Origin of the sequence: Acinetobacter ursingii DSM 16037 = CIP 107286 (assembly GCF_000368825.1) — a bacterium.
In the GTDB taxonomy this organism is placed as follows: domain Bacteria; phylum Pseudomonadota; class Gammaproteobacteria; order Pseudomonadales; family Moraxellaceae; genus Acinetobacter; species Acinetobacter ursingii.
Map to the genome: position 1 here is coordinate 62,710 of NZ_KB849718.1, position 17,426 is coordinate 80,135.

The 17,426-nt window shown below is 48.7% G+C and carries 20 protein-coding genes; 11 read left to right on the top strand and 9 right to left on the bottom strand.

From position 1 onward, the window contains the following. The 8 genes from F944_RS14790 to F944_RS14825 all read left to right on the top strand — a co-directional run bounded on the left by F944_RS14790 (position 1) and on the right by F944_RS14825 (position 6,518). The gene (locus tag F944_RS14790) at positions 1-432 is read left to right on the top strand and encodes a hypothetical protein (protein WP_004992228.1); all 432 of its coding nucleotides are present in this window, start codon (positions 1-3) and stop codon (positions 430-432) included. Further along, positions 389-847 carry a small heat shock protein sHSP20-GI gene (gene hsp20-GI / locus F944_RS14795; protein WP_004838850.1) on the top strand — a complete coding sequence of 153 codons (459 nt, stop codon included), beginning with the start codon at positions 389-391 and terminating at the stop codon, positions 845-847. Before F944_RS14790 ends, hsp20-GI begins: the two co-directional genes overlap by 44 nt. Before the next feature lie 22 nt (positions 848-869). Continuing rightward, positions 870-1,784 (top strand): heat resistance protein YfdX1, encoded by a 915-nt coding sequence (gene yfdX1, locus F944_RS14800; protein WP_004992231.1) that lies wholly within the window; start codon positions 870-872, stop codon positions 1,782-1,784. A gap of 102 nt (positions 1,785-1,886) precedes the next feature. Then, the gene (gene yfdX2 / locus F944_RS14805) at positions 1,887-2,774 is read left to right on the top strand and encodes a heat resistance protein YfdX2 (RefSeq protein WP_004992233.1); all 888 of its coding nucleotides are present in this window, start codon (positions 1,887-1,889) and stop codon (positions 2,772-2,774) included. A gap of 96 nt (positions 2,775-2,870) precedes the next feature. Further along, a complete protein-coding gene (gene hdeD-GI / locus F944_RS14810) occupies positions 2,871-3,482 on the top strand; it encodes a heat resistance membrane protein HdeD-GI (protein WP_004992236.1) in 612 nt (203 codons plus the stop codon). A gap of 79 nt (positions 3,483-3,561) precedes the next feature. Beyond that, positions 3,562-4,707: a hypothetical protein gene (locus F944_RS14815; RefSeq protein ID WP_004992239.1), complete on the top strand. Its 1,146-nt coding sequence runs from the start codon at positions 3,562-3,564 to the stop codon at positions 4,705-4,707. Next, a complete protein-coding gene (locus tag F944_RS16870; RefSeq protein WP_004992243.1) occupies positions 4,697-5,347 on the top strand; it encodes a M48 family metalloprotease in 651 nt (216 codons plus the stop codon). Before F944_RS14815 ends, F944_RS16870 begins: the two co-directional genes overlap by 11 nt. 19 nt (positions 5,348-5,366) lie before the next feature. Then, positions 5,367-6,518, top strand: coding sequence for a S1C family serine protease (locus F944_RS14825; RefSeq protein WP_004637115.1), 1,152 nt, complete (start codon positions 5,367-5,369; stop codon positions 6,516-6,518). A 322-nt stretch (positions 6,519-6,840) separates the two neighbouring features. On the opposite strand, the gene F944_RS14830 is transcribed toward F944_RS14825, so the two are convergent. From F944_RS14830 to cadR, 7 genes are all read right to left on the bottom strand, one after another. Further along, positions 6,841-7,152: a cation:proton antiporter domain-containing protein gene (locus F944_RS14830; RefSeq protein WP_004637114.1), complete on the bottom strand. Its 312-nt coding sequence runs from the start codon at positions 7,150-7,152 to the stop codon at positions 6,841-6,843. Positions 7,153-7,157: 5 nt separating this feature from the next. After that, on the bottom strand, positions 7,158-7,736 hold the full coding sequence (locus tag F944_RS14835; protein ID WP_004637113.1) for an NADH dehydrogenase ubiquinone Fe-S protein 4: 579 nt from the start codon (positions 7,734-7,736) through the stop codon (positions 7,158-7,160). After that, positions 7,720-8,403, bottom strand: coding sequence for a hypothetical protein (locus F944_RS14840; protein ID WP_004992245.1), 684 nt, complete (start codon positions 8,401-8,403; stop codon positions 7,720-7,722). Before F944_RS14840 ends, F944_RS14835 begins: the two co-directional genes overlap by 17 nt. 201 nt (positions 8,404-8,604) lie before the next feature. Continuing rightward, positions 8,605-9,516, bottom strand: a complete 912-nt coding sequence (locus F944_RS14850) for a mechanosensitive ion channel family protein (protein WP_004733146.1) — start codon at positions 9,514-9,516, stop codon at positions 8,605-8,607. After that, positions 9,513-10,310: an HdeD family acid-resistance protein gene (locus F944_RS14855; protein ID WP_004992246.1), complete on the bottom strand. Its 798-nt coding sequence runs from the start codon at positions 10,308-10,310 to the stop codon at positions 9,513-9,515. The genes F944_RS14850 and F944_RS14855 overlap by 4 nt, the downstream gene beginning before the upstream one ends. Before the next feature lie 333 nt (positions 10,311-10,643). Next, positions 10,644-11,216, bottom strand: coding sequence for an IS6 family transposase (locus tag F944_RS14865; RefSeq protein WP_004992249.1), 573 nt, complete (start codon positions 11,214-11,216; stop codon positions 10,644-10,646). 93 nt (positions 11,217-11,309) lie between these two features. Beyond that, positions 11,310-11,702: a Cd(II)/Pb(II)-responsive transcriptional regulator gene (gene cadR / locus F944_RS14870; protein WP_004992253.1), complete on the bottom strand. Its 393-nt coding sequence runs from the start codon at positions 11,700-11,702 to the stop codon at positions 11,310-11,312. A 90-nt stretch (positions 11,703-11,792) separates the two neighbouring features. Here cadR and F944_RS14875 point away from each other — a divergent pair, with 90 nt between their 5' ends. Genes F944_RS14875 through feoB form a run of 3 tightly spaced genes read left to right on the top strand, consistent with a single transcriptional unit; the run spans position 11,793 to position 15,164 of the window. Beyond that, the gene (locus F944_RS14875) at positions 11,793-13,073 is read left to right on the top strand and encodes a cation diffusion facilitator family transporter (protein WP_004992254.1); all 1,281 of its coding nucleotides are present in this window, start codon (positions 11,793-11,795) and stop codon (positions 13,071-13,073) included. An 11-nt stretch (positions 13,074-13,084) separates the two neighbouring features. Then, a complete protein-coding gene (locus F944_RS14880; protein WP_004665962.1) occupies positions 13,085-13,345 on the top strand; it encodes a FeoA family protein in 261 nt (86 codons plus the stop codon). Continuing rightward, complete coding sequence (feoB, locus tag F944_RS14885; protein WP_004992256.1) at positions 13,335-15,164, top strand: ferrous iron transporter B; 1,830 nt, start codon at positions 13,335-13,337, stop codon at positions 15,162-15,164. Before F944_RS14880 ends, feoB begins: the two co-directional genes overlap by 11 nt. 519 nt (positions 15,165-15,683) lie before the next feature. On the opposite strand, the gene F944_RS14890 is transcribed toward feoB, so the two are convergent. Both F944_RS14890 and F944_RS17325 read right to left on the bottom strand, forming a co-directional pair. Continuing rightward, positions 15,684-16,604 (bottom strand): copper resistance protein B, encoded by a 921-nt coding sequence (locus F944_RS14890; protein WP_004992258.1) that lies wholly within the window; start codon positions 16,602-16,604, stop codon positions 15,684-15,686. Next, positions 16,591-17,426, bottom strand: an 836-nt coding sequence (locus F944_RS17325) for a multicopper oxidase domain-containing protein (protein WP_004992259.1), incomplete at its 5' end; no start/stop codon positions are given. The genes F944_RS17325 and F944_RS14890, both read right to left, overlap by 14 nt.

The following is a 17,426-nucleotide window of genomic DNA, read 5'->3' on the forward strand; positions in this document are numbered from 1 at the left end:
ATGATCACCCGCTTTGGCATGGACGGGGGGCTCGGCTACATCGCGTTTGAGGCGCAGCGGCCGCGTTTTCTCGACGTCCCCGAGCTGGCCCAAGGTGGTTGCCGGATGGCGGAATCGACCCAGGCGCGCATCGATCAGGCCATCCGCGACATCGTGATGGGCGTGTTCGAGCGCGCCTACCGGATCCTCGACACCAACCGCGCGGTGCTGGAGCGTTGTGCGCGCGAACTGCTGGCGCGGGAAACGCTCGACGAGAACGACATCCTTCAATTGACCCAAGGACTTATTCTAGATAAAAAACGAAAAGTAGTAGGCGCTATTCAAAGTGAGCTGGCGGCTCTGTTCGGTGCGTCATCCAATTCGCCGGCATTGTTCAAGGAGAACCGATATGACTGCATTGACCCCGTGGGACCCCTTCCGGGAACTGGATGAATTGCAAAACCGCCTGGCGACGATGTTGGGACGGACACCCCAGCGACAGGGCGCCCGTACCGGCAACGAAGCCATGACCACGGCGGACTGGGCACCAATGGTGGACGTCAGCGAGGATGAGAACGCATTCATCCTCAAGCTGGATCTGCCGGAGGTCCCCAAGGATGCCGTGCGCGTCAGCGCGGAAAACGGCGTGCTCACCATCAGCGGCGAGCGCAAACTGGAAAAAGAGGAGCAGGGCAAGAAGTTCCACCGCATCGAACGTGCGTATGGCCGCTTTGTGCGCAGCTTTGTCTTGCCTGACAACGTTGATCCGACCAAGGTGACGGCTTCGATGAAAGACGGCGTGCTGGAAGTGCGGCTTGTCAAGGCCGAGCAAGCCAAACCGAAACAGATTGAAATCTCAGTCAACTAACTTTAACTAGGAGCCCAAGATCATGAATATCAAACAGCCCCAATTAACCTTCTCCGCACTTGCCCTGGCGGTCGTCGTCGGACTGAGCGGACCGGCCCAGGCCCAATCGGCGGCAGGTTCTAGCCCAGGTGCTGCAGCACCCTCTGCCGCATCCAAAGCGGCGCTGCCACAGGTAGATGACAAGGTCGCCCGGAAAGCCGCGGAAAAGCGCGCCAAACTCGCCCAAGATGCAATCACTGCGCTGGCCAAGACCCGTGAGGCATTGATCCTCCTTGATGCAAAGAAGAACAAGCAGGCGCTCGCTGCGCTGGAACTGGCCAGCGGAAAGCTGGAACTGGTATTGGCACGCGACGCCAAACTTGCTTTGGCGCCGGTCGATGTACGCGTCATCACCCGCGATATCCACGCCAACGTGGAAACGGTGAAGAAAGCGGTCAAGTTGTCTCGGGAGTTGTTGGGTGATGGCGAGGTGCAAAAGGCCCGGCCCATCGTCGCCAATCTGGCCAGCGAAATCGTGATCGAAACCGACAACCTGCCGATGGCAACGTACCCGGCAGCGATCAAGTCGGCCGCACGGCTCATCGACAGCGGCAAGATTGACGATGCCAAGGCGGTGCTCGCCCGAGCGCTGAACACGCTGGTGAGGACCTCGGTCGCCTTTCCTCTGCCCGTGCTACGGGCCGAAGCCGCGATGGCAAAAGCGGAAAAGCTGGCCGAGACCGGCAAGCGCAATGCCAAACAGAGCGAGGAGCTCAGCGCCCTGCTGGCTTACGTGCGCACGGAAATCGAGCTGGCGCAGATCCTGGGTTATGGCAAGAAGGCGGACTTCAAGCCCATCTTCGATCAGGTGAAGGCTATCGAGCAGAAATCCGCCGGAGGAAAAAGCGGCAAGGGATGGTTCGACGAGTTGAAGACGCGCCTCCAAAAGCTGTTTTGAGGTGATGAAGGGGCCGACTGTTCGGTCGGTCAGTCTCGCGATGTTCGCAGTCAGCCCCAATAGATTCGCCTATTTTCACTAACTCATACGAGGCATATCACCATGAACGAGCAAACATCGAATCCCAATGCGACGAACAAAGAAATAAACGAACAGGCCGCGGTAAGCAGCCTTCCTGTCAGTCCAGAGGCCAAGCCTGAAGTCGTCACGGAGGTACAGCCTGAGGTTCAGAAGGAAACGGACTCGCAGGCGGCAGACAAACGTAAACAAGTCCTCGATGAGGCCGTCTCGGCCTTGTCGCTGACCAAATCAGCGCTGGCCGCACTTGACGGCAAGGACGCTGCACGCGCATTGGCATCGCTGGCCGAAGTGACGGGAAAGCTGGAGCTGATCGTTGCGCGCGAACCCACGCTCGCCCTGGCCCCCGTTGATGTGCGCACCATCGTGCACGACTTGTTCGCCAACACGGAAACCATTGAGGCGATGACCGACGAGGCGCTGTATGCCCTCAAACATGGCGAGGTGCAACAGGCGCGTCACGTGCTGGCTTTGCTGGCCAGTGAAATCGTGATCGCGGTCACCAACATCCCTCTGGCGTCCTATCCCGCAGCCGTGAAGTCAGTCGTGCCGCTGATCGATCAGGGCAAGATCGAAGAAGCCAAAGCCGCGCTGCAGGCAGCGCTCAGCACGCTGGTCGAGACGCGCAGCGTGCATCCGCTGCCCGCACTGCGCGCCAGGCTGCTCCTGAAGCGCGCCGAGACCTTGGTAGAAGATGGTCAGCGCAGCGAAGCGTCCAATGAGCGCCTGGAGACATTATTGAACGAAGCGCGGCAGCAGTTGGAAATGGCAGAACTGCTGGGCTATGGAAAGAAGAAGGACTTTGAGCCCCTGTATGCTGAACTCAAGATAGTCAAGCAAAAGACGGCTGGGGGAGGCGGCGGAAAAGGCTGGCTCGATGAAATCAAGGCAAAGCTGTCCAAGTTGTTCTGAAACCGCTGGATAGGGCGTAAGAGGGGCGCGTCGCGCCCCTCTCTTGGCTCAGGAGTGTTTGCTTTTTCACCCCATTAGATCTTTAGGAGATATAGCATGAATACAGACACCATCACCAATTCCAATGCGGATGACCCCACCAGAGCACTGTGTTCGCTGAGCCAGAATTGGTGGCTTTTTGCGCTGCGCGGTGTCTTGGCATTGATTTTCGCAGCCCTTGCGTTCTCGATGCCGCAATCGGCTCTGTTGGCCATGACCTTAGTGTTCGGCGCATTTTCCTTGGTCAATGGCGCTTTCAACTTGGTTGCAGCGGTGCGCCATATCCAGAAAAAAGAACGCTGGGGCTGGCTGCTGTTCAGCGGCATTGTCGGCATACTTACCGGCGTCGTCGTCCTGGTTGCTCCTTGGGTCGCCACGATGGTCATGGCTTCTTTTTTATGGGCTAGCGTGGGGTTCTGGGCGATTTTCACCGGTGTGCTGGAGATATCCGCCGCCGTTCGGCTGCGTCAAGAAATCAAGGGTGAAATCTGGCTTGCCTTCAGTGGACTGCTCTCGATTGTCCTTGGCGCCATCGTCTTGTGGATATTTTTTTCCCGTCCGGTCGAGTCATTCCTGGCCGCAGGCTGGCTGTTGGGCTTCTATGCGGCAGTCTCTGGTGTCACGCTTTTGTTCTTGAGTTGGCGTCTTCGCAAAACGCGCCAGGGATAAGAGCGGGTCAAACTAAATTCTATGGATATGAGCATTTTCGGTTCGTGCCTCCATAGAAATGACATCAAAGGAGTCATGCATGCAGATGCAATATAGCTATCGAGCTATCGACAAAGAGTTTCATGAACCATGGCAGAGAGCTTTGGGAAATGCGGTCGAGCACGCCCTCAAGCCATTGCTCGACAAACACACTAAAGATTCAGTGCGACTTCAAATCGTCCTTGATCGCGACAAGACCAAGCGGCAATTTCTGGCAAGTGGCTATATGCACCTGCCCGGCAAAAAGATTGTCAGCGTTACTGCATCACATGACGAGCTGACGCCCCTCGCGCAGATGCTCGCACAGTCGTTGTTCCGTCAGGCCAAGAAGCATTTTGACCGGCTGCATGCTCAGGACCAAATCAAGCGCAAAGCACGACGCGCTCGCTTGCGCGAGCTCAAGGTGCGAATTGCCGCAAAACCCGCGTCAGCCGCCCATGAGGCCAAAGTGACCCGAATGCCTCTACTGTCGAAACTTGAGGCTGTCGCAAGGCGTGAGCTGGCTTATCTGCGTGCCGTCGGCGATTTACCGCGCGATTATCCGACGCTGCGCGACGTGGTGGATGAAGCGATTGTCCAAGCTGAGGTGGAATGGCAATCCGTGCCGGAAGAAAAAGCGGCTTACTTCGGTCTTCTGAAGCATCTGTTCGCCGTCCTGGATCACGAAGTGGCAAACAGCCGGCAATTTGGCGAATTCGTTTCTCTGGACGCGCCGGTCGAAGCGGATGCCCAAGACGTGGCCGAGGCCATGGTGGAAGAGGAAGTCTTCGAATTTTATCAGCCCGATGACACACTCAGGCTGGCCGATATCATCGCTGACAGTCAGCATCCCGATGCCGCAACGATCGCGGAACAGGAGGAGCTAGTTGATCGGTCGAGCGAGTTCGCTTTTGCATTCGACCTGCTGAAGGACATGCCGCGTTTGTGGCGGCGCATTTTTCTGCTTATCCGTGTGGACGGGCTGGATGCCAGCAGCGTCTCTGAAATCCTGCTGATTCCTAGTAAGGAAGATACTGTCCAAAGGTGGCTCATGCAGGCCGAAGCGTTCATCGCTGCTCATTTGGAAGAGGCCGGAGTAAGCAAAGACGGGAACGATTGGCTCCAAGGCGTTGATTGGTCGGCATTGTCTGTGACCCGAAGCGCGGCAGCCTCACTGTGGTCCAAGGAGGCGAACCATGAAGAATGATCTTCACCTCGTCTGTCCGCATTGCCAGTCCATCAACCGCGTACCGACTGCGAAGCTATCGGAACATCCCAACTGCGGCCGCTGCCAGCAGCCCTTGTTCACGGGCGAGCCCCGCGAGTTGACCGGCGTGCTCGGCCACGAAATCGCGCATATTGCGAACGAGGATTTGCGTGTCATGGGCCTGGCCGATTCCATCAGCCGGCTCACCCATCTTCTGGCCTTGTTGGGGCAAATCATGCTCCTCTTCAGCCTGCCGGCCTTGCTGTGGGGCACAGTCGCTATCCAGTGGCCGGCGCTGCTGTTGCTGGCCGTTTCGCCGCAGCTCGCGCTGCTGGGTTTGTCGCGGGTGCACGAATTCGACGCCGACCGGCTCACCGCCGAATTGACCGGCGACCCACAGGGATTGGCTTTGGCGCTCGCCAAGATCGAGCGGGAGAGTCGCGCCTGGCTGCTGCCCGGATGGGGCAATCCGGAACCCTCCTGGTTGCGCACGCATCCGGCGACGACAGAGCGCATCCAACGCTTGCGGGAATTGGCTGATTCGATGGCACCGCAACCGCTTCATTCCAGCCCATTTCTGCCGGACATCCCCTTGGCGCCACGCCCACCGCGTTGGCGCGCCAGCGGTGTCTGGTGCTGATTTCAACAAGGAGAATGGCATGACCTACCCCGACCTCAACAGCCGCCCGGCGCCGGACCGATTCATCCGGCGCTGGCTCGTCATCACTGGCTGCATCGCCGCACTCATGCTGCTGTGGCAGTTCTTGCCTGCCATCGAAGCCTGGTTCAGTCCGCGCGAAGCGGCCGAGCGCACGGTGACACCGCGTGGTGATCTGGCGGCAGACGAGCAGACCACCATCCAACTGTTCGAGAAATCGCGCGGGTCGGTGGTTTACATCACCACGGCGCAACTGGTGCGTGACGTCTGGTCGCGCAATGTCTTTTCCGTGCCGCGCGGCACCGGCTCCGGCTTCATCTGGGACGATGCCGGCCACGTGGTGACCAACTTCCACGTCATCCAGGGGGCATCGTCTGCCACGGTCAAACTGGCCGACGGTCGCGATTATCAGGCTGCGCTGGTGGGCGCCAGCCCCGAGCACGACATCGCCGTGCTCAAGATCGGCGTCGGCTTCAAGCGCCCGCCCGCTGTGCCGGTGGGCACCAGTGCCGACCTCAAGGTCGGGCAGAAAGTGTTCGCTATCGGCAATCCCTTCGGATTGGACTGGACGCTCACCACCGGCATCGTCTCGGCGCTCGACCGCACCCTCGACGGCGAAGGGGGCGGGCCTGCCATCGATCACCTGATCCAGACCGACGCCGCTATCAACCCCGGCAACTCCGGCGGCCCGCTGCTCGATTCGGCCGGGCGGCTGATCGGCATCAACACCGCCATCTACAGCCCTTCGGGCGCGTCCGCTGGCATCGGTTTCGCTGTGCCGGTGGATACCGTCATGCGCGTGGTGCCGCAACTCATAAAGACCGGCAAGTACATCCGTCCGGCGCTGGGCATCGAGGTGGATGAGCAGCTCAACGCGCGTCTGCAGGCGCTGACCGGTAGTAAGGGCGTATTCGTATTGCGCGTGACGCCGGGCTCGGTGGCGCACAGGGCCGGGCTCGTCGGCATCAAGGTCACCGCAGGCGGCATCGTGCCCGGCGATCGCGTTATCAGCATCGACGGTATCGCCGTCGACGACGTCACCACATTACAGGCCCGGCTAGACGACAAGAACGTTGGAGATGTTGTGGTCTTGTTAGTGGAGCGGGCCGGCAAGACTCGCGAGATGCTTGTGGAACTACAACCGGGAGTTTGATGGAAAGTGGGTCATGGATCTGCACAGCGAAGCAGTCAAGCTGTTTTTGAGTAATAAAGTTAAATACTAGGTAATAAATAATCATACTTAGTAATAAAGTTTCATACGAATTTTCAAAATAAAGAAAATATATTCATTATTTTCAGTATTTTGTAATTTTGGTATGAAACTTTTTTTATTTTGATAGAATTAAATTTAGACTAGCCCTGCCTATAGTATGATACTTTAATAAATACAATATAATTTTGGAACCAATAAAAACAAATACTTATGCACAACAAAGGATGAAACTTTATTACTCTCATATAGGTGTTTATTCTTCCTATACTCGACCGGATGTTGTGGCGACCTGCAAAAGACCGACACCGAAGATCAGCCGCCGCAGCTCCATCAGCTTGCCAAGCGAGAATTCCAGCCCCAGCATGAACAGCAACAAGATCACGCCCAATTCACCGATAGCGCCAAGGGTTGCTTCACCATCAATAAGCTCGAGACCGTGCGGGCCCAAAGCCATGCCTGCAAGCAAAAACCCAACGATCGAAGGAACACCTAAACGGGAGCATATGGCAACGGCAATGAATGCGCCCGAAATCAGGGTCGCACCCGCAATCAGGAATTCGGCGGTTCCATGCATCGACTTCAGCCCCTTCGCCCGGATACTGTCGTTCCAATCCACGCCGGCGGATCAGAGGCTGGAAAGGACTCGATGGCAGCCTCCAGAACTGGATCGAGAAACTCAGCCTCCGATTTCTGCGGCGTTCCCGTGTTTTCGGATGCGCCGTATCCTTTTGGGAGGTGATGCTCCGACATCGTCGGTTGCCCCATCTGAACCCACCCTTCCTTGGAAGTATCGACCCCGCGATAAAGCTGATGACTGCTTGTGCCCGCCCAAGGGTTTGGTCCGATGCGCCGCGGACGATCTTCACGCACGATATAGCGCCAATCGTTCTTGAGGGCATAGTCGACAGCGCTGTCGCGATCTGGAAATGTCATCCTGATAGGCCGGTAAGGATCCTGAGACGTCGTCCATCCCATCAAGGGCTCAAGGTTCTGCGGGCGTGACGGTTCGAACTCCAGAACCCAGTGTCGGGATCGTGGCGCGGACGTGGCGGCCGCGCGCGCGGGTCGGTAAATGATGGCGGTTGGCACATCATGAGAACGAAGGTTGGTTCCGGGAATTGTTGGTGCGAATGGCGGGCGGTTATGTCCTTGCATCATCTTTCGAATCTCCTTTCTTCTGTTTATTGTTGGCTGCATTTGCGTCTGGCTTGGACTTTGAGTGCTCGATGTCGTCCAGCCGCTCGATCTTGCGTGAGTTCGCCATGATCGTTTCTGCAGCCGACCGAAGCGCTTCAGGGTCGTTGTCGCTGCTGATGTCCGAACGCATCGCAATCGTGACTTCAGCTACGGCATGCATCACCTGTTCTGCGTCATTGCCGTTCAACTGGCCATCCTCAAGTCCATCAACAAGCAGATCAAGAACGCGTCGGAACGCTTCGACAACTGGCGCGCTGCCGACAACGGCAAGCCTGTGGCTGATGACCCTGAGTTCATCAATGAGCGCAGAATCATGACGTTCACGCTCCACGATTTCAGCAACCTTTTCGATGACGCGCATATATGTGTCATGCTTTTGTTGAAAAAGAAGAACTTGCCCTTCTTTTCTTAACTCAAGCTCAGTCTGGCGATTGAGGAGCACAGCTGTCAGATAGATAGTGGTAGCTGCACCCAGGAACACTAGGATCATCTCTTGGGCAAAAGGAACGTTTTCACCAACAAAGTATAAGCCGCGGTAGGCTGCGTAACCTACGCCCACTAAAACAATGGAAATTACCAGGTAGGCGACGTCCCTGCCGCGAAAGCTCGTCTTTACCGGTGGCTTCATGGGTTGGCCTTTCTTAATCATGGCTGTCGTTGCCTAGCGAACGGGTGTCAGGGGCAGGTTCGGTCTCCTTTTCGGGCCGCAAGAGAATAGGGGTTGGTCCAGAGCCAAATACATTGAACCCATCCCGCAGACAGCGCTCGAAAATCGTTTCATCCCAGTTCGAGAAATCTCTTTCCACTTCATATGTATATTTTGGCCGTGTCATTGGGCACCAGCCGGAGCTTCGATCCGAAAGGCAGGGGCTTTTCCATCCTTGTCCTGGCCGGCATAAAGCGTCAGATGCGGATAAGGGATTTCGATGCCAAGTTCGTCGAAGCGCTGTTTTATCCTGTGCAGATATTCGCGCCGGATTGACCATTGCTCACCTGGCAAGACCTTGAGGCGAAGACGCAGGATAACCGAAGAGTCACCCAACGTTTCGACCCCAAAGACCTCTGGCTCGGCTAATATTCTCGTTGACCAGGTTGTTTCCGAAGCTAGCTCACGGGCGACACTCTCCATAACGTTCAATGCCTCCTGAAGGTTTTCGCGATAGGCGACACCGACATCGATTACGGCCATCGAATAGTCCGTTGTCTTATTTGTCAGATTGGTGATGGCTCCGTTGGGCACATAGACCACGTCACCATTGAGTTGACGCAGGCGCACATAGCGCAACGTCATCTCTTCGACTTGGCCTGCCACACCGCCAATATCCACGATATCCCCGATGCGGAGTTGCCCTTCCAGCAACAAGACCAAACCCGAAAAATAGTCTTTTATCAGGCTCTGCGCAGCAAACCCCACTGCGATGCCGCTTACCCCCGCAGTCGTCAGGATCGGTGCCACAGAAATGCCAAGGATTGAGAGGGAAATGGTCACGGCCAAGGCCCACACGACCAGCCGACTGACGAAACGGATCAGACGAAAAGATGTTTCAATGCGTTTGACCTCATCTGCAGATCTCTTGGAAGTGCGGGTTCTTTTGCTGATGCGTGTGATGGCCCGCGAAAGCACTGCGGACACGAGCCACGCCACGGTCATGACGAGCACAATCTGTGCAACTGTTTGGGAAACGGAAATAAGGCCGGATAGGAGCTCTGCCTGTGTGACCTGCAAATTCAAAAAATTCATTTATATGCACTCCCTATTATTCTGCAACGAAAGGTCGGCTGGCGCAGCGCTGCTTCTCTTTTTTTAAAGGCAGCCAGGTCCTGTGACGTGCCTGGCCGCCGTTCTCGCGTTTTAAGTGGCTGTAGTTTCGGCCCCAGCGTGTCGTCCGAAGCGCTGACTTTCCGAAGCTTCAATGCCAACAGGATCATGGTTACACCGAAGATTTCGGCATAGACGCCCAACAACCAACCGAGGGCCATAATACTGCCTGCGGGTGTCGTGAACAAGACCCATGTGACGGCAGCGCCAAGCAAGATGGAAATGACACCGCTGAGGACGAGCAACCATTCCCCCTCGATTTCCTTACGGAGCCGAAAGGCCGCGACGATCTCCATCACGCCGGATGTGATCGACCAGAATGCAACCATCGTCCAGAGAAACACGGTTAACACGAGTGTCGCGACGAACGGGCTGACCAGGACGATAAGCCCGGTTGCGATGCCAAGGAGGCCGCTGAAGATCAACCAGCCCCAGCTTTCACCCTGACGCATGTTTTTATAGCCCGACCAAAGCCCCAGTACGCCATCCGCAAAGGAGTAGGCACCAAACACAATGGTCAGTGTTAGGACCGCTTCAGCGGGCATCAGCCATGCCAGGGCGGCAAGAATGACGGCAACGATGCCGCGCCACAGGAAAGCCTTCCAGTCGGCTTGGGAAACAAGTCTTGGAAAACCACACTCTGCGTTGTGATATGGTAGCTCATGAGAAGACCTGTTTGATGTGCAACTGTTTGTTTTGCAACAACATTTTAGCACACAATAGGCCTTCTCATCCTTTGTGTGGTGAATAATTCAGGTTAGGAGTATGAGGGAGCAGAATCACCCGTTTTTCGGACCAAGTTTCCATGCCAAAATGGCAAACACTCCCTCCGGCCAATTTGACGGTGCCAAAAAGATTCGATTTGTCCCCAGGCGCATGGCTGCGGGAGACGCGCCGTGGCTTCTTGGCCGATGCTTTATCTTTCGAAATAGGCATGCTGGGGGTTCCACGTATCACTCGATGGTGCCTCAAGGGAATCATCCAACTGAGTTGTCGCGGCACTGTTGCAAATAGAGATTTGAGTCGATGATGTTCCCTTTAAAAAGTACTTAGAGACCGAAAACCCTGTTGATTAGACACACTTCACCCTGAGGCTGACCATAATAAAATGACGATGCTTGTCCTTTACGTAGTGCACGCATGACTTCAATACCTTTAATTGTGGCATAAGCCGTCTTCATAGATTTGAATCCTAATGTGGCCCTGATGATCCGCTTTAGCTTGCCATGATCACATTCAATCACGTTATTTTTATACTTAATCTGCCTGTGCTCAAGGTCTGGTGGACATTTACCTTCCCGTTTTAACCGTGATAAAGCACGTCCATATGTGGGTGCTTTATCCGTGTTGATCACTTGTGGAATTTGCCACTTCTTCACATTATTTAAAATTTTTCCAAGAAAACAATATGCTGATTTGGTATTACGTCTAGAAGAAAGATAAAAATCAATGGTATCGCCACGTTGATCGACTGCACGATACAGATAAGACCATCGTCCATTCACTTTTACATAGGTTTCATCAATATGCCACGAGCTCAGATCTGTAGGATTACGCCAATACCAGCGCACAGCCCAAAGAATGATTTCGCCCTGAAAATGCCGACCATGGAAAGGATTCATATGCTGCACCTTTAGCTAAAACAGTCTTCAGCTTACCATTCGTGGTTATTTGCAACAGTGCCGATTTTTTGAAAAAAGCATAGGTCTAGATAATCAAGCTAGATTTTTTAGAACTCCACATTGGTCAATTGTACATAAGCCATCACAAGTACCTCTTAAATCAGATAATTGTTCAATAAGCTTTTGTTGCTTGATTATATTTTCCCTGATAGCACTGACATGTAAGTCAATTAATTCATTCACATCTGAACAATTTTTCTTGGGATTATCTTTATAGGTGAGTAATTGACGAATTTCATTCAAACTCATATTTAAAGTTCGGCAATTCAAAATAAACTTAATTCGCTCAACATAGCCTACATCGTAAAGGCGGTAATTTCCTTCCGTTCTTTCCGGTTCCGGAATTAAACCTTCCTTTTCATAAAACCTAATTGTTAATACTGAACATGAGGTTTTTTTAGAGAGTTCACCAATTTTTAAATGCATTGAGTTAGTATTTCCAAAAAATCTTGACTCTATAGTAACTATAGGGATTCTAATATTCAAAGTTTATAAATTTTTTTAATGGGTATAACTATGAGTGGCTGTGGATGTAGTAAAGAAACACCATGCGAAGATAAGAAATCTCAACAAGAAAATCATCCATCAATTGCAGAAGCAAGCAATTCAAAGAATTGTGATAATACGCCTAGCTGTTGTGGTGAAGAGAAAGAAGAAAAATCTTCATCTCCTTGCTGTAACACTTCAAACAGTTGTGAAGATACCGCTCAATCCTGTTGTGGTTCTGATCCCAAAGAAAATTTAAGCACTGAAAACGTTTTAAGAGATTCGCACTACATGAGTGAATACTTAGTTCCCAAAATGGATTGTTCTGCGGAAGAACAGATGGTTCGTATGGCACTATCTTCAATTGATGGTGTTCAAAAACTCATCTTTGATTTACCTAACCGTTCTTTAAAGGTTCTACATAATCAAAAAGATGAAAATATAACCACCAAACTTGAAGGACTGGGTTTTGGGGCAAAGCTTGTGAAGACTGAAACTTATATAAGCAATCAACAGGCCAAGCAAACAAGTACCTACACCATTCCTAAAATGGATTGCTCTGCTGAAGAGCAAATGGTCCGTATGACTCTTGCAGATCTTGAAGCAGTTAAAGGTCTTACTTTTGATCTTCCCAATCGAAAACTGAAAGTCTTCCATAATGAAGGGATTCAGCAAATTACGGCCAAACTTGAAGAACTGGGTTTTGGGGCGAAACTTGATGAAACACAGCTTTCTTCAGGTGATCTACCCAATGAACCTGATCCTGTGAGACAAGCTAAAGTACTTAAACTGTTATTAGGCATTAATGCTCTACTGTTCTTTATAGAATTCATCAGCGGTATTATTGCTGCGTCTACAGGATTGATTGCTGATTCTCTAGATATGTTTGCCGATGCAGCCGTTTATGGTATTGCGCTATATGCCGTCGGAAAAGCTGCGAAATATCAAGTGAAAGCAGCCCATTTCGCAGGTTGGATTCAGTTATTACTTGCTGTCATCGTGATTATTGATGTCATTAGACGATTCATGTTTGGAAGCGAGCCAGAATCAACGCTCATGATTGTTATTGGCCTGCTCGCACTTATAGCTAACGTGACATGCTTATATCTTATTTCTGGTCATCGAGAAGATGGCGCACATATGAAAGCCAGTTGGATTTTCTCGGCGAATGACGTTGTCGTAAATATGGGCGTTATATTTGCCGGTGTACTCGTGGCGTGGACGGGATCAGCTTACCCAGACTTAATCATTGGCATCCTGGTTTCTTTATTCGTGCTTAATGGTGCTCGAAAGATTTTGGCTTTGAAGTAAGAGTCTCGAAAATGAATCTATTTCAAGTTAAACAAAATCAGATCGTCAAAATTAGAGATCTCAAAAAAGGTAATCAATACAGTCATACCACTGATCCCGTATTGGAACGGCTCCAACTATTAGGTTTTAGAGAGGGTGAAACTCTACAAGTACTCGCTAAAGGTGTTTTTGGCGGAGATCCTGTTTTAGTTCAAATTGAAACTTCAAGATTCGCATTAAGAAAGAATGAAGCTGAAAGAATTTTTGTAGAGTTAGTATCCAATGAAGATTAAGAACATTGCATTAGTCGGTAATCCAAATTGCGGAAAAACCTCTTTATTTAATACACTTACTGGTACGCGACAAAAAGTTGCCAACTATGCTGGGGTTACCGTAGAAAGAAAAGAAGGTTCTTTTAACTTACCTTCTGGTGATGCAGTACGAGTATTGGACTTACCCGGAACTTACAGTTTAAAACCTAGTAGTTTAGATGAAGAAGTTACCAGGGCAGTTTGTTTGGGCGAGCTAAAAGGTGAAATTCTACCCGACATTTTTATATGCGTTGTAGATGCCACAAATTTAAGCTTACATTTGAGCTTGGTTCTCGAAGTTCGTGCTTTAAATCGCCCTATGATTCTTGTATTAAATATGATGGATGAGGTCAAAAAGCGTGGTATTTCCATTGATAAGGATAAACTGTCTCAACTGTTAGGTATCCCTGTAGTTGAAGCTGTCGCAGTTAAAACAAAAGGAATTCAAGATTTAATTAATCAATTAGATCAAAAAAATCTTTTTATTACTCCTTATCATTCTGAATTAAGTCATTTTGAACAGGTCAAACAAATCACCAAACAAGTTATTTTAAATAATGACAGTGGTGATAAAAGAACCGCATTTCTAGATAAAATTTTTCTACATCCTGTATTTGGTTTAGTAATCTTAACTTTAACCATGTTTGTGATGTTCCAGGCGGTATTTATATGGGCAACGCCTTTTATTGAATTCATTGAAAATTTTGTCGCATGGCTCAGTGATTTTATTGGACCACTAATCCAACATCCTCTATTAAAAAGCTTGGTTGTGGATGGGGTAATTGCTGGTGCAGGTAGCGTGCTTGCATATATGCCTCAGATTTTGATTTTATTCTTCTTCATTTTAATGCTTGAAGAGTCAGGCTATTTACCCCGGGCAGCATTTCTTTTAGATAAATTAATGTCTAAAGCCGGGCTTAGCGGCCGTTCATTTATTCCTCTGCTATCCAGTTTTGCTTGTGCCATTCCCGGAATTATGGCAACCAGAAGTATCAGCTCTGAACGGGACCGATTAGCAACAATTATGATTGCACCCTTGATGACCTGTTCAGCAAGATTGCCAGTATATGCTTTATTGATCGCGGCATTTATTCCGAACCAATTAATCTACGGCTGGTTAAGTCTGCAAGGATTAGTCCTTTTTGGTCTTTATATGTCGGGAATAGTCTCAGCGTTATTAGTTTCACTCTTTCTGAAGTTGGTTCGAAAAGATAAAACTGAAAGTATTTTTATTTTTGAGCTTCCCACATACCGAATTCCAGATATTAGAAATATTGCATTAGGCTTATATGATAGGGCAACTATTTTCTTAAAACGAGTTGGTGGCATTATCGTTGCGCTGTCTATCTTGTTATGGGTGCTAGTCACGTTCCCTCAACCACCAGATAATGCAACCATGCCGGCCATTAACTATAGTTTAGCTGGTCAGTTAGGGCATTTAATTCATCCTATATTTGCGCCTATTGGGTTTACATGGGAAATATGTATTGCACTCATTCCTGCTATGGCAGCAAGGGAAGTTGTAATTGCTGCTCTTGGGGTGATTTATGCGATGTCAGGTGATGAAGATACAGTAACTCAAAGTCTGTTAAGTCAAATTTCAGGCCCGGATGGATGGGGGTTAGCCACAGGTTTATCATTATTGGTATGGTTTATTTTTGCTCCCCATTGTCTTGCTACGTTAGCAACAATTAGACGAGAAACTGGCAGCTGGAAACAGCCCATCATTATGGCAACTTATTTGTTTGCATTAGCCTACATCTTTTCATTCATCACATATCAAGTTGCGAGTAATTTTTAATTAGCAAATGAATAAAATAAGGGAGCTAGCTCCCTTATTTTATTGAAATACTCACTATAAATGAAGCGCTTTTACAAGAAAAACTGTATAGATATCAATAATATTAAACAGCTTCCTAAGAAAACTTCTAATTTAATTATAAATTATGAAAGAGTTCCCTCTTTTTAGTGCAATTCATGAAATTAGGTTTAAATATCAAAAATTATGGCTTAATGAATAGCATGATCTTGTAGACACTTTTAGTGAAATAATAATCAAAATATTGGAATGCTCCCAGTAGCCTAGACACAAAACCGATTCTAAAATTCTTATACTCGATATGGATAATTATTCTGAAAATTTTTTAGTATTAATTTCTTGTAGATAAGTGAAGATCTCATCTACTGTAGCTCGTTTTTAACCACTGCATAAAAATAGACCAAAAATTAAGCTTTTTTAGTTTTACAGATTCGAAAATAAATAGTAATAATTCATGAATAGTAGCCGAAGCTACCATTCATGAATCCAAATCATACTATTTTAAAAAACTAATTCGATGCCTGCACCATATTTCCACCCTTTTTCGGAATTAGTAGCCTCTTGCATAAAAGTATCTTGCTGTCCTTTTTCATACTGATAAGCAATATCAATAAAAGGTTTAAATCGCTTAGTAATCTCATATCTAGTTTTGATACCAGTTTTTAGTTCTGATAAACCTGATTTTGCAGCATAGTTAGAATCATCGCTAAATATTACATCTGCTTCGATATAAGGTTGAGTAATAAGTTTCTGAGTTAAAAGCAAATCACGTTCTAATTCAAAACTTGCTCCCCAAAAATTATTCTCACCGCCATAAAGATATGCTTGTGTTTCAAAGAAATAAGGAGCTAGACCTAATATACCAATAACCCCATCCACTCGATCGCTGCTGCTGTTATTTTTATCTTCACTATATCTTACCCCAGCTTGTACATCCCAAAATGGGGCTACGTTACGGCTATAAAGTGCTGATACAGCATATTTTGGATCATTACTTTCTGACTTTTCCGAATTGGCTTCAATAAATAGACGATTTTCATCTGTTCCAATCAAAGTTTCAAGCTTTGTTCCTAGCTTACCCTTACCATCTTCATCAACTATCCATGCATTTTCAAGTTTTGTTACTTGATAAATTTGTCCACCATGTTCTTTAAGATGATCATCATGAGATGGGGCTGATCTCTTTCTTGCGGTCAGAATAATATTATCTCCCCCATTTGCATTTTCCATTGAATAATATTCTGGATACAATTCTTGGGGGCTATATCTTAAGCCACCAGACTCCTGTAATAAGACTCTCATACCATTTGTAATATTACTTTCTTGTTCCGAAGTGCTGCTATTAGCAAAAGTTAAGTTTGATATACTTATTAATGCAATTGATAAGACTGTTTTTGAGAAGAAATTCTTAGTGATTTGCATGTGGATTTACTCCCTTCTCATTTACTTGGGACTGAGGAACAGTCTTTGTAGAATTACCATCTTCCACTTGAGCTACAATGAGTTTATTCATCATTCCTGCACTCATATGGTAAAGCAGGTGACAATGAATAGCCCACTCACCTAACTCATCAGCTGTGAGTAGAGTGGTTATCGTTTTCCCAGGTGGAACAATTACCGTATGTTTGTTTGGCATATTGCTTGGATCCTGACCATTCTCAAGCTGCATAAACATGCCATGTAAGTGCATTGGGTGAGCCATCATACTGTCATTGACAAATTTTAAGCGAATACGTTCACCATACTTCACCACTAGTGGGTCGGCTTCATTAAATTTTTTACCATTTATTGTCCAAATATAACGCTCCATGTTTCCACCAAGACGGATCTCTATTTCACGTTCAGCTGCACGAGTGTCTTTTTGAGGATCTAACGATTGCAAATCACTATATTGCAATGCTTTATTACCTTCAGGTGTTGAAGCATTTGCCCATCCAAATACGGTATTATCATTCTTGTCTGAAGCCGCCTTAACAGTAGCGCTATTCATCGGCATATCATGATCCATACCTTTCATAGAAGACATATCATGATCCATACCTTTCATAGAAGACATATCGTGATTCATGCCTTTCATAGAAGACATATCATGATTCATATCTTTCATTGAAGACATATCATGATCCATACCTTTCATAGAAGACATATCGTGATTCATGCCTTTCATAGAAGACATATCATGATCCATACCTTTCATAGAAGACATATCGTGATTCATGCCTTTCATAGAAGACATATCATGAT

Coding starts and splice junctions, on each gene's coding strand:
- yfdX2 (WP_004992233.1), top strand. CDS start 1,887: ATGAACGAGCAAACATCGAATCCCAATGCGACGAACAAAGAAATAAAC.
- F944_RS14830 (WP_004637114.1), bottom strand. CDS start 7,152: ATGCATGGAACCGCCGAATTCCTGATTGCGGGTGCGACCCTGATTTCG.
- F944_RS14880 (WP_004665962.1), top strand. CDS start 13,085: ATGAATCTATTTCAAGTTAAACAAAATCAGATCGTCAAAATTAGAGAT.
- F944_RS14875 (WP_004992254.1), top strand. CDS start 11,793: ATGAGTGGCTGTGGATGTAGTAAAGAAACACCATGCGAAGATAAGAAA.
- F944_RS14865 (WP_004992249.1), bottom strand. CDS start 11,216: ATGAATCCTTTCCATGGTCGGCATTTTCAGGGCGAAATCATTCTTTGG.
- F944_RS14825 (WP_004637115.1), top strand. CDS start 5,367: ATGACCTACCCCGACCTCAACAGCCGCCCGGCGCCGGACCGATTCATC.
- F944_RS16870 (WP_004992243.1), top strand. CDS start 4,697: ATGAAGAATGATCTTCACCTCGTCTGTCCGCATTGCCAGTCCATCAAC.
- feoB (WP_004992256.1), top strand. CDS start 13,335: ATGAAGATTAAGAACATTGCATTAGTCGGTAATCCAAATTGCGGAAAA.
- yfdX1 (WP_004992231.1), top strand. CDS start 870: ATGAATATCAAACAGCCCCAATTAACCTTCTCCGCACTTGCCCTGGCG.
- hsp20-GI (WP_004838850.1), top strand. CDS start 389: ATGACTGCATTGACCCCGTGGGACCCCTTCCGGGAACTGGATGAATTG.
- F944_RS14890 (WP_004992258.1), bottom strand. CDS start 16,604: ATGCAAATCACTAAGAATTTCTTCTCAAAAACAGTCTTATCAATTGCA.
- F944_RS14790 (WP_004992228.1), top strand. CDS start 1: ATGATCACCCGCTTTGGCATGGACGGGGGGCTCGGCTACATCGCGTTT.
- cadR (WP_004992253.1), bottom strand. CDS start 11,702: ATGCATTTAAAAATTGGTGAACTCTCTAAAAAAACCTCATGTTCAGTA.
- F944_RS14850 (WP_004733146.1), bottom strand. CDS start 9,516: ATGAATTTTTTGAATTTGCAGGTCACACAGGCAGAGCTCCTATCCGGC.
- F944_RS14815 (WP_004992239.1), top strand. CDS start 3,562: ATGCAGATGCAATATAGCTATCGAGCTATCGACAAAGAGTTTCATGAA.
- F944_RS14840 (WP_004992245.1), bottom strand. CDS start 8,403: ATGAAGCCACCGGTAAAGACGAGCTTTCGCGGCAGGGACGTCGCCTAC.
- F944_RS14835 (WP_004637113.1), bottom strand. CDS start 7,736: ATGATGCAAGGACATAACCGCCCGCCATTCGCACCAACAATTCCCGGA.
- hdeD-GI (WP_004992236.1), top strand. CDS start 2,871: ATGAATACAGACACCATCACCAATTCCAATGCGGATGACCCCACCAGA.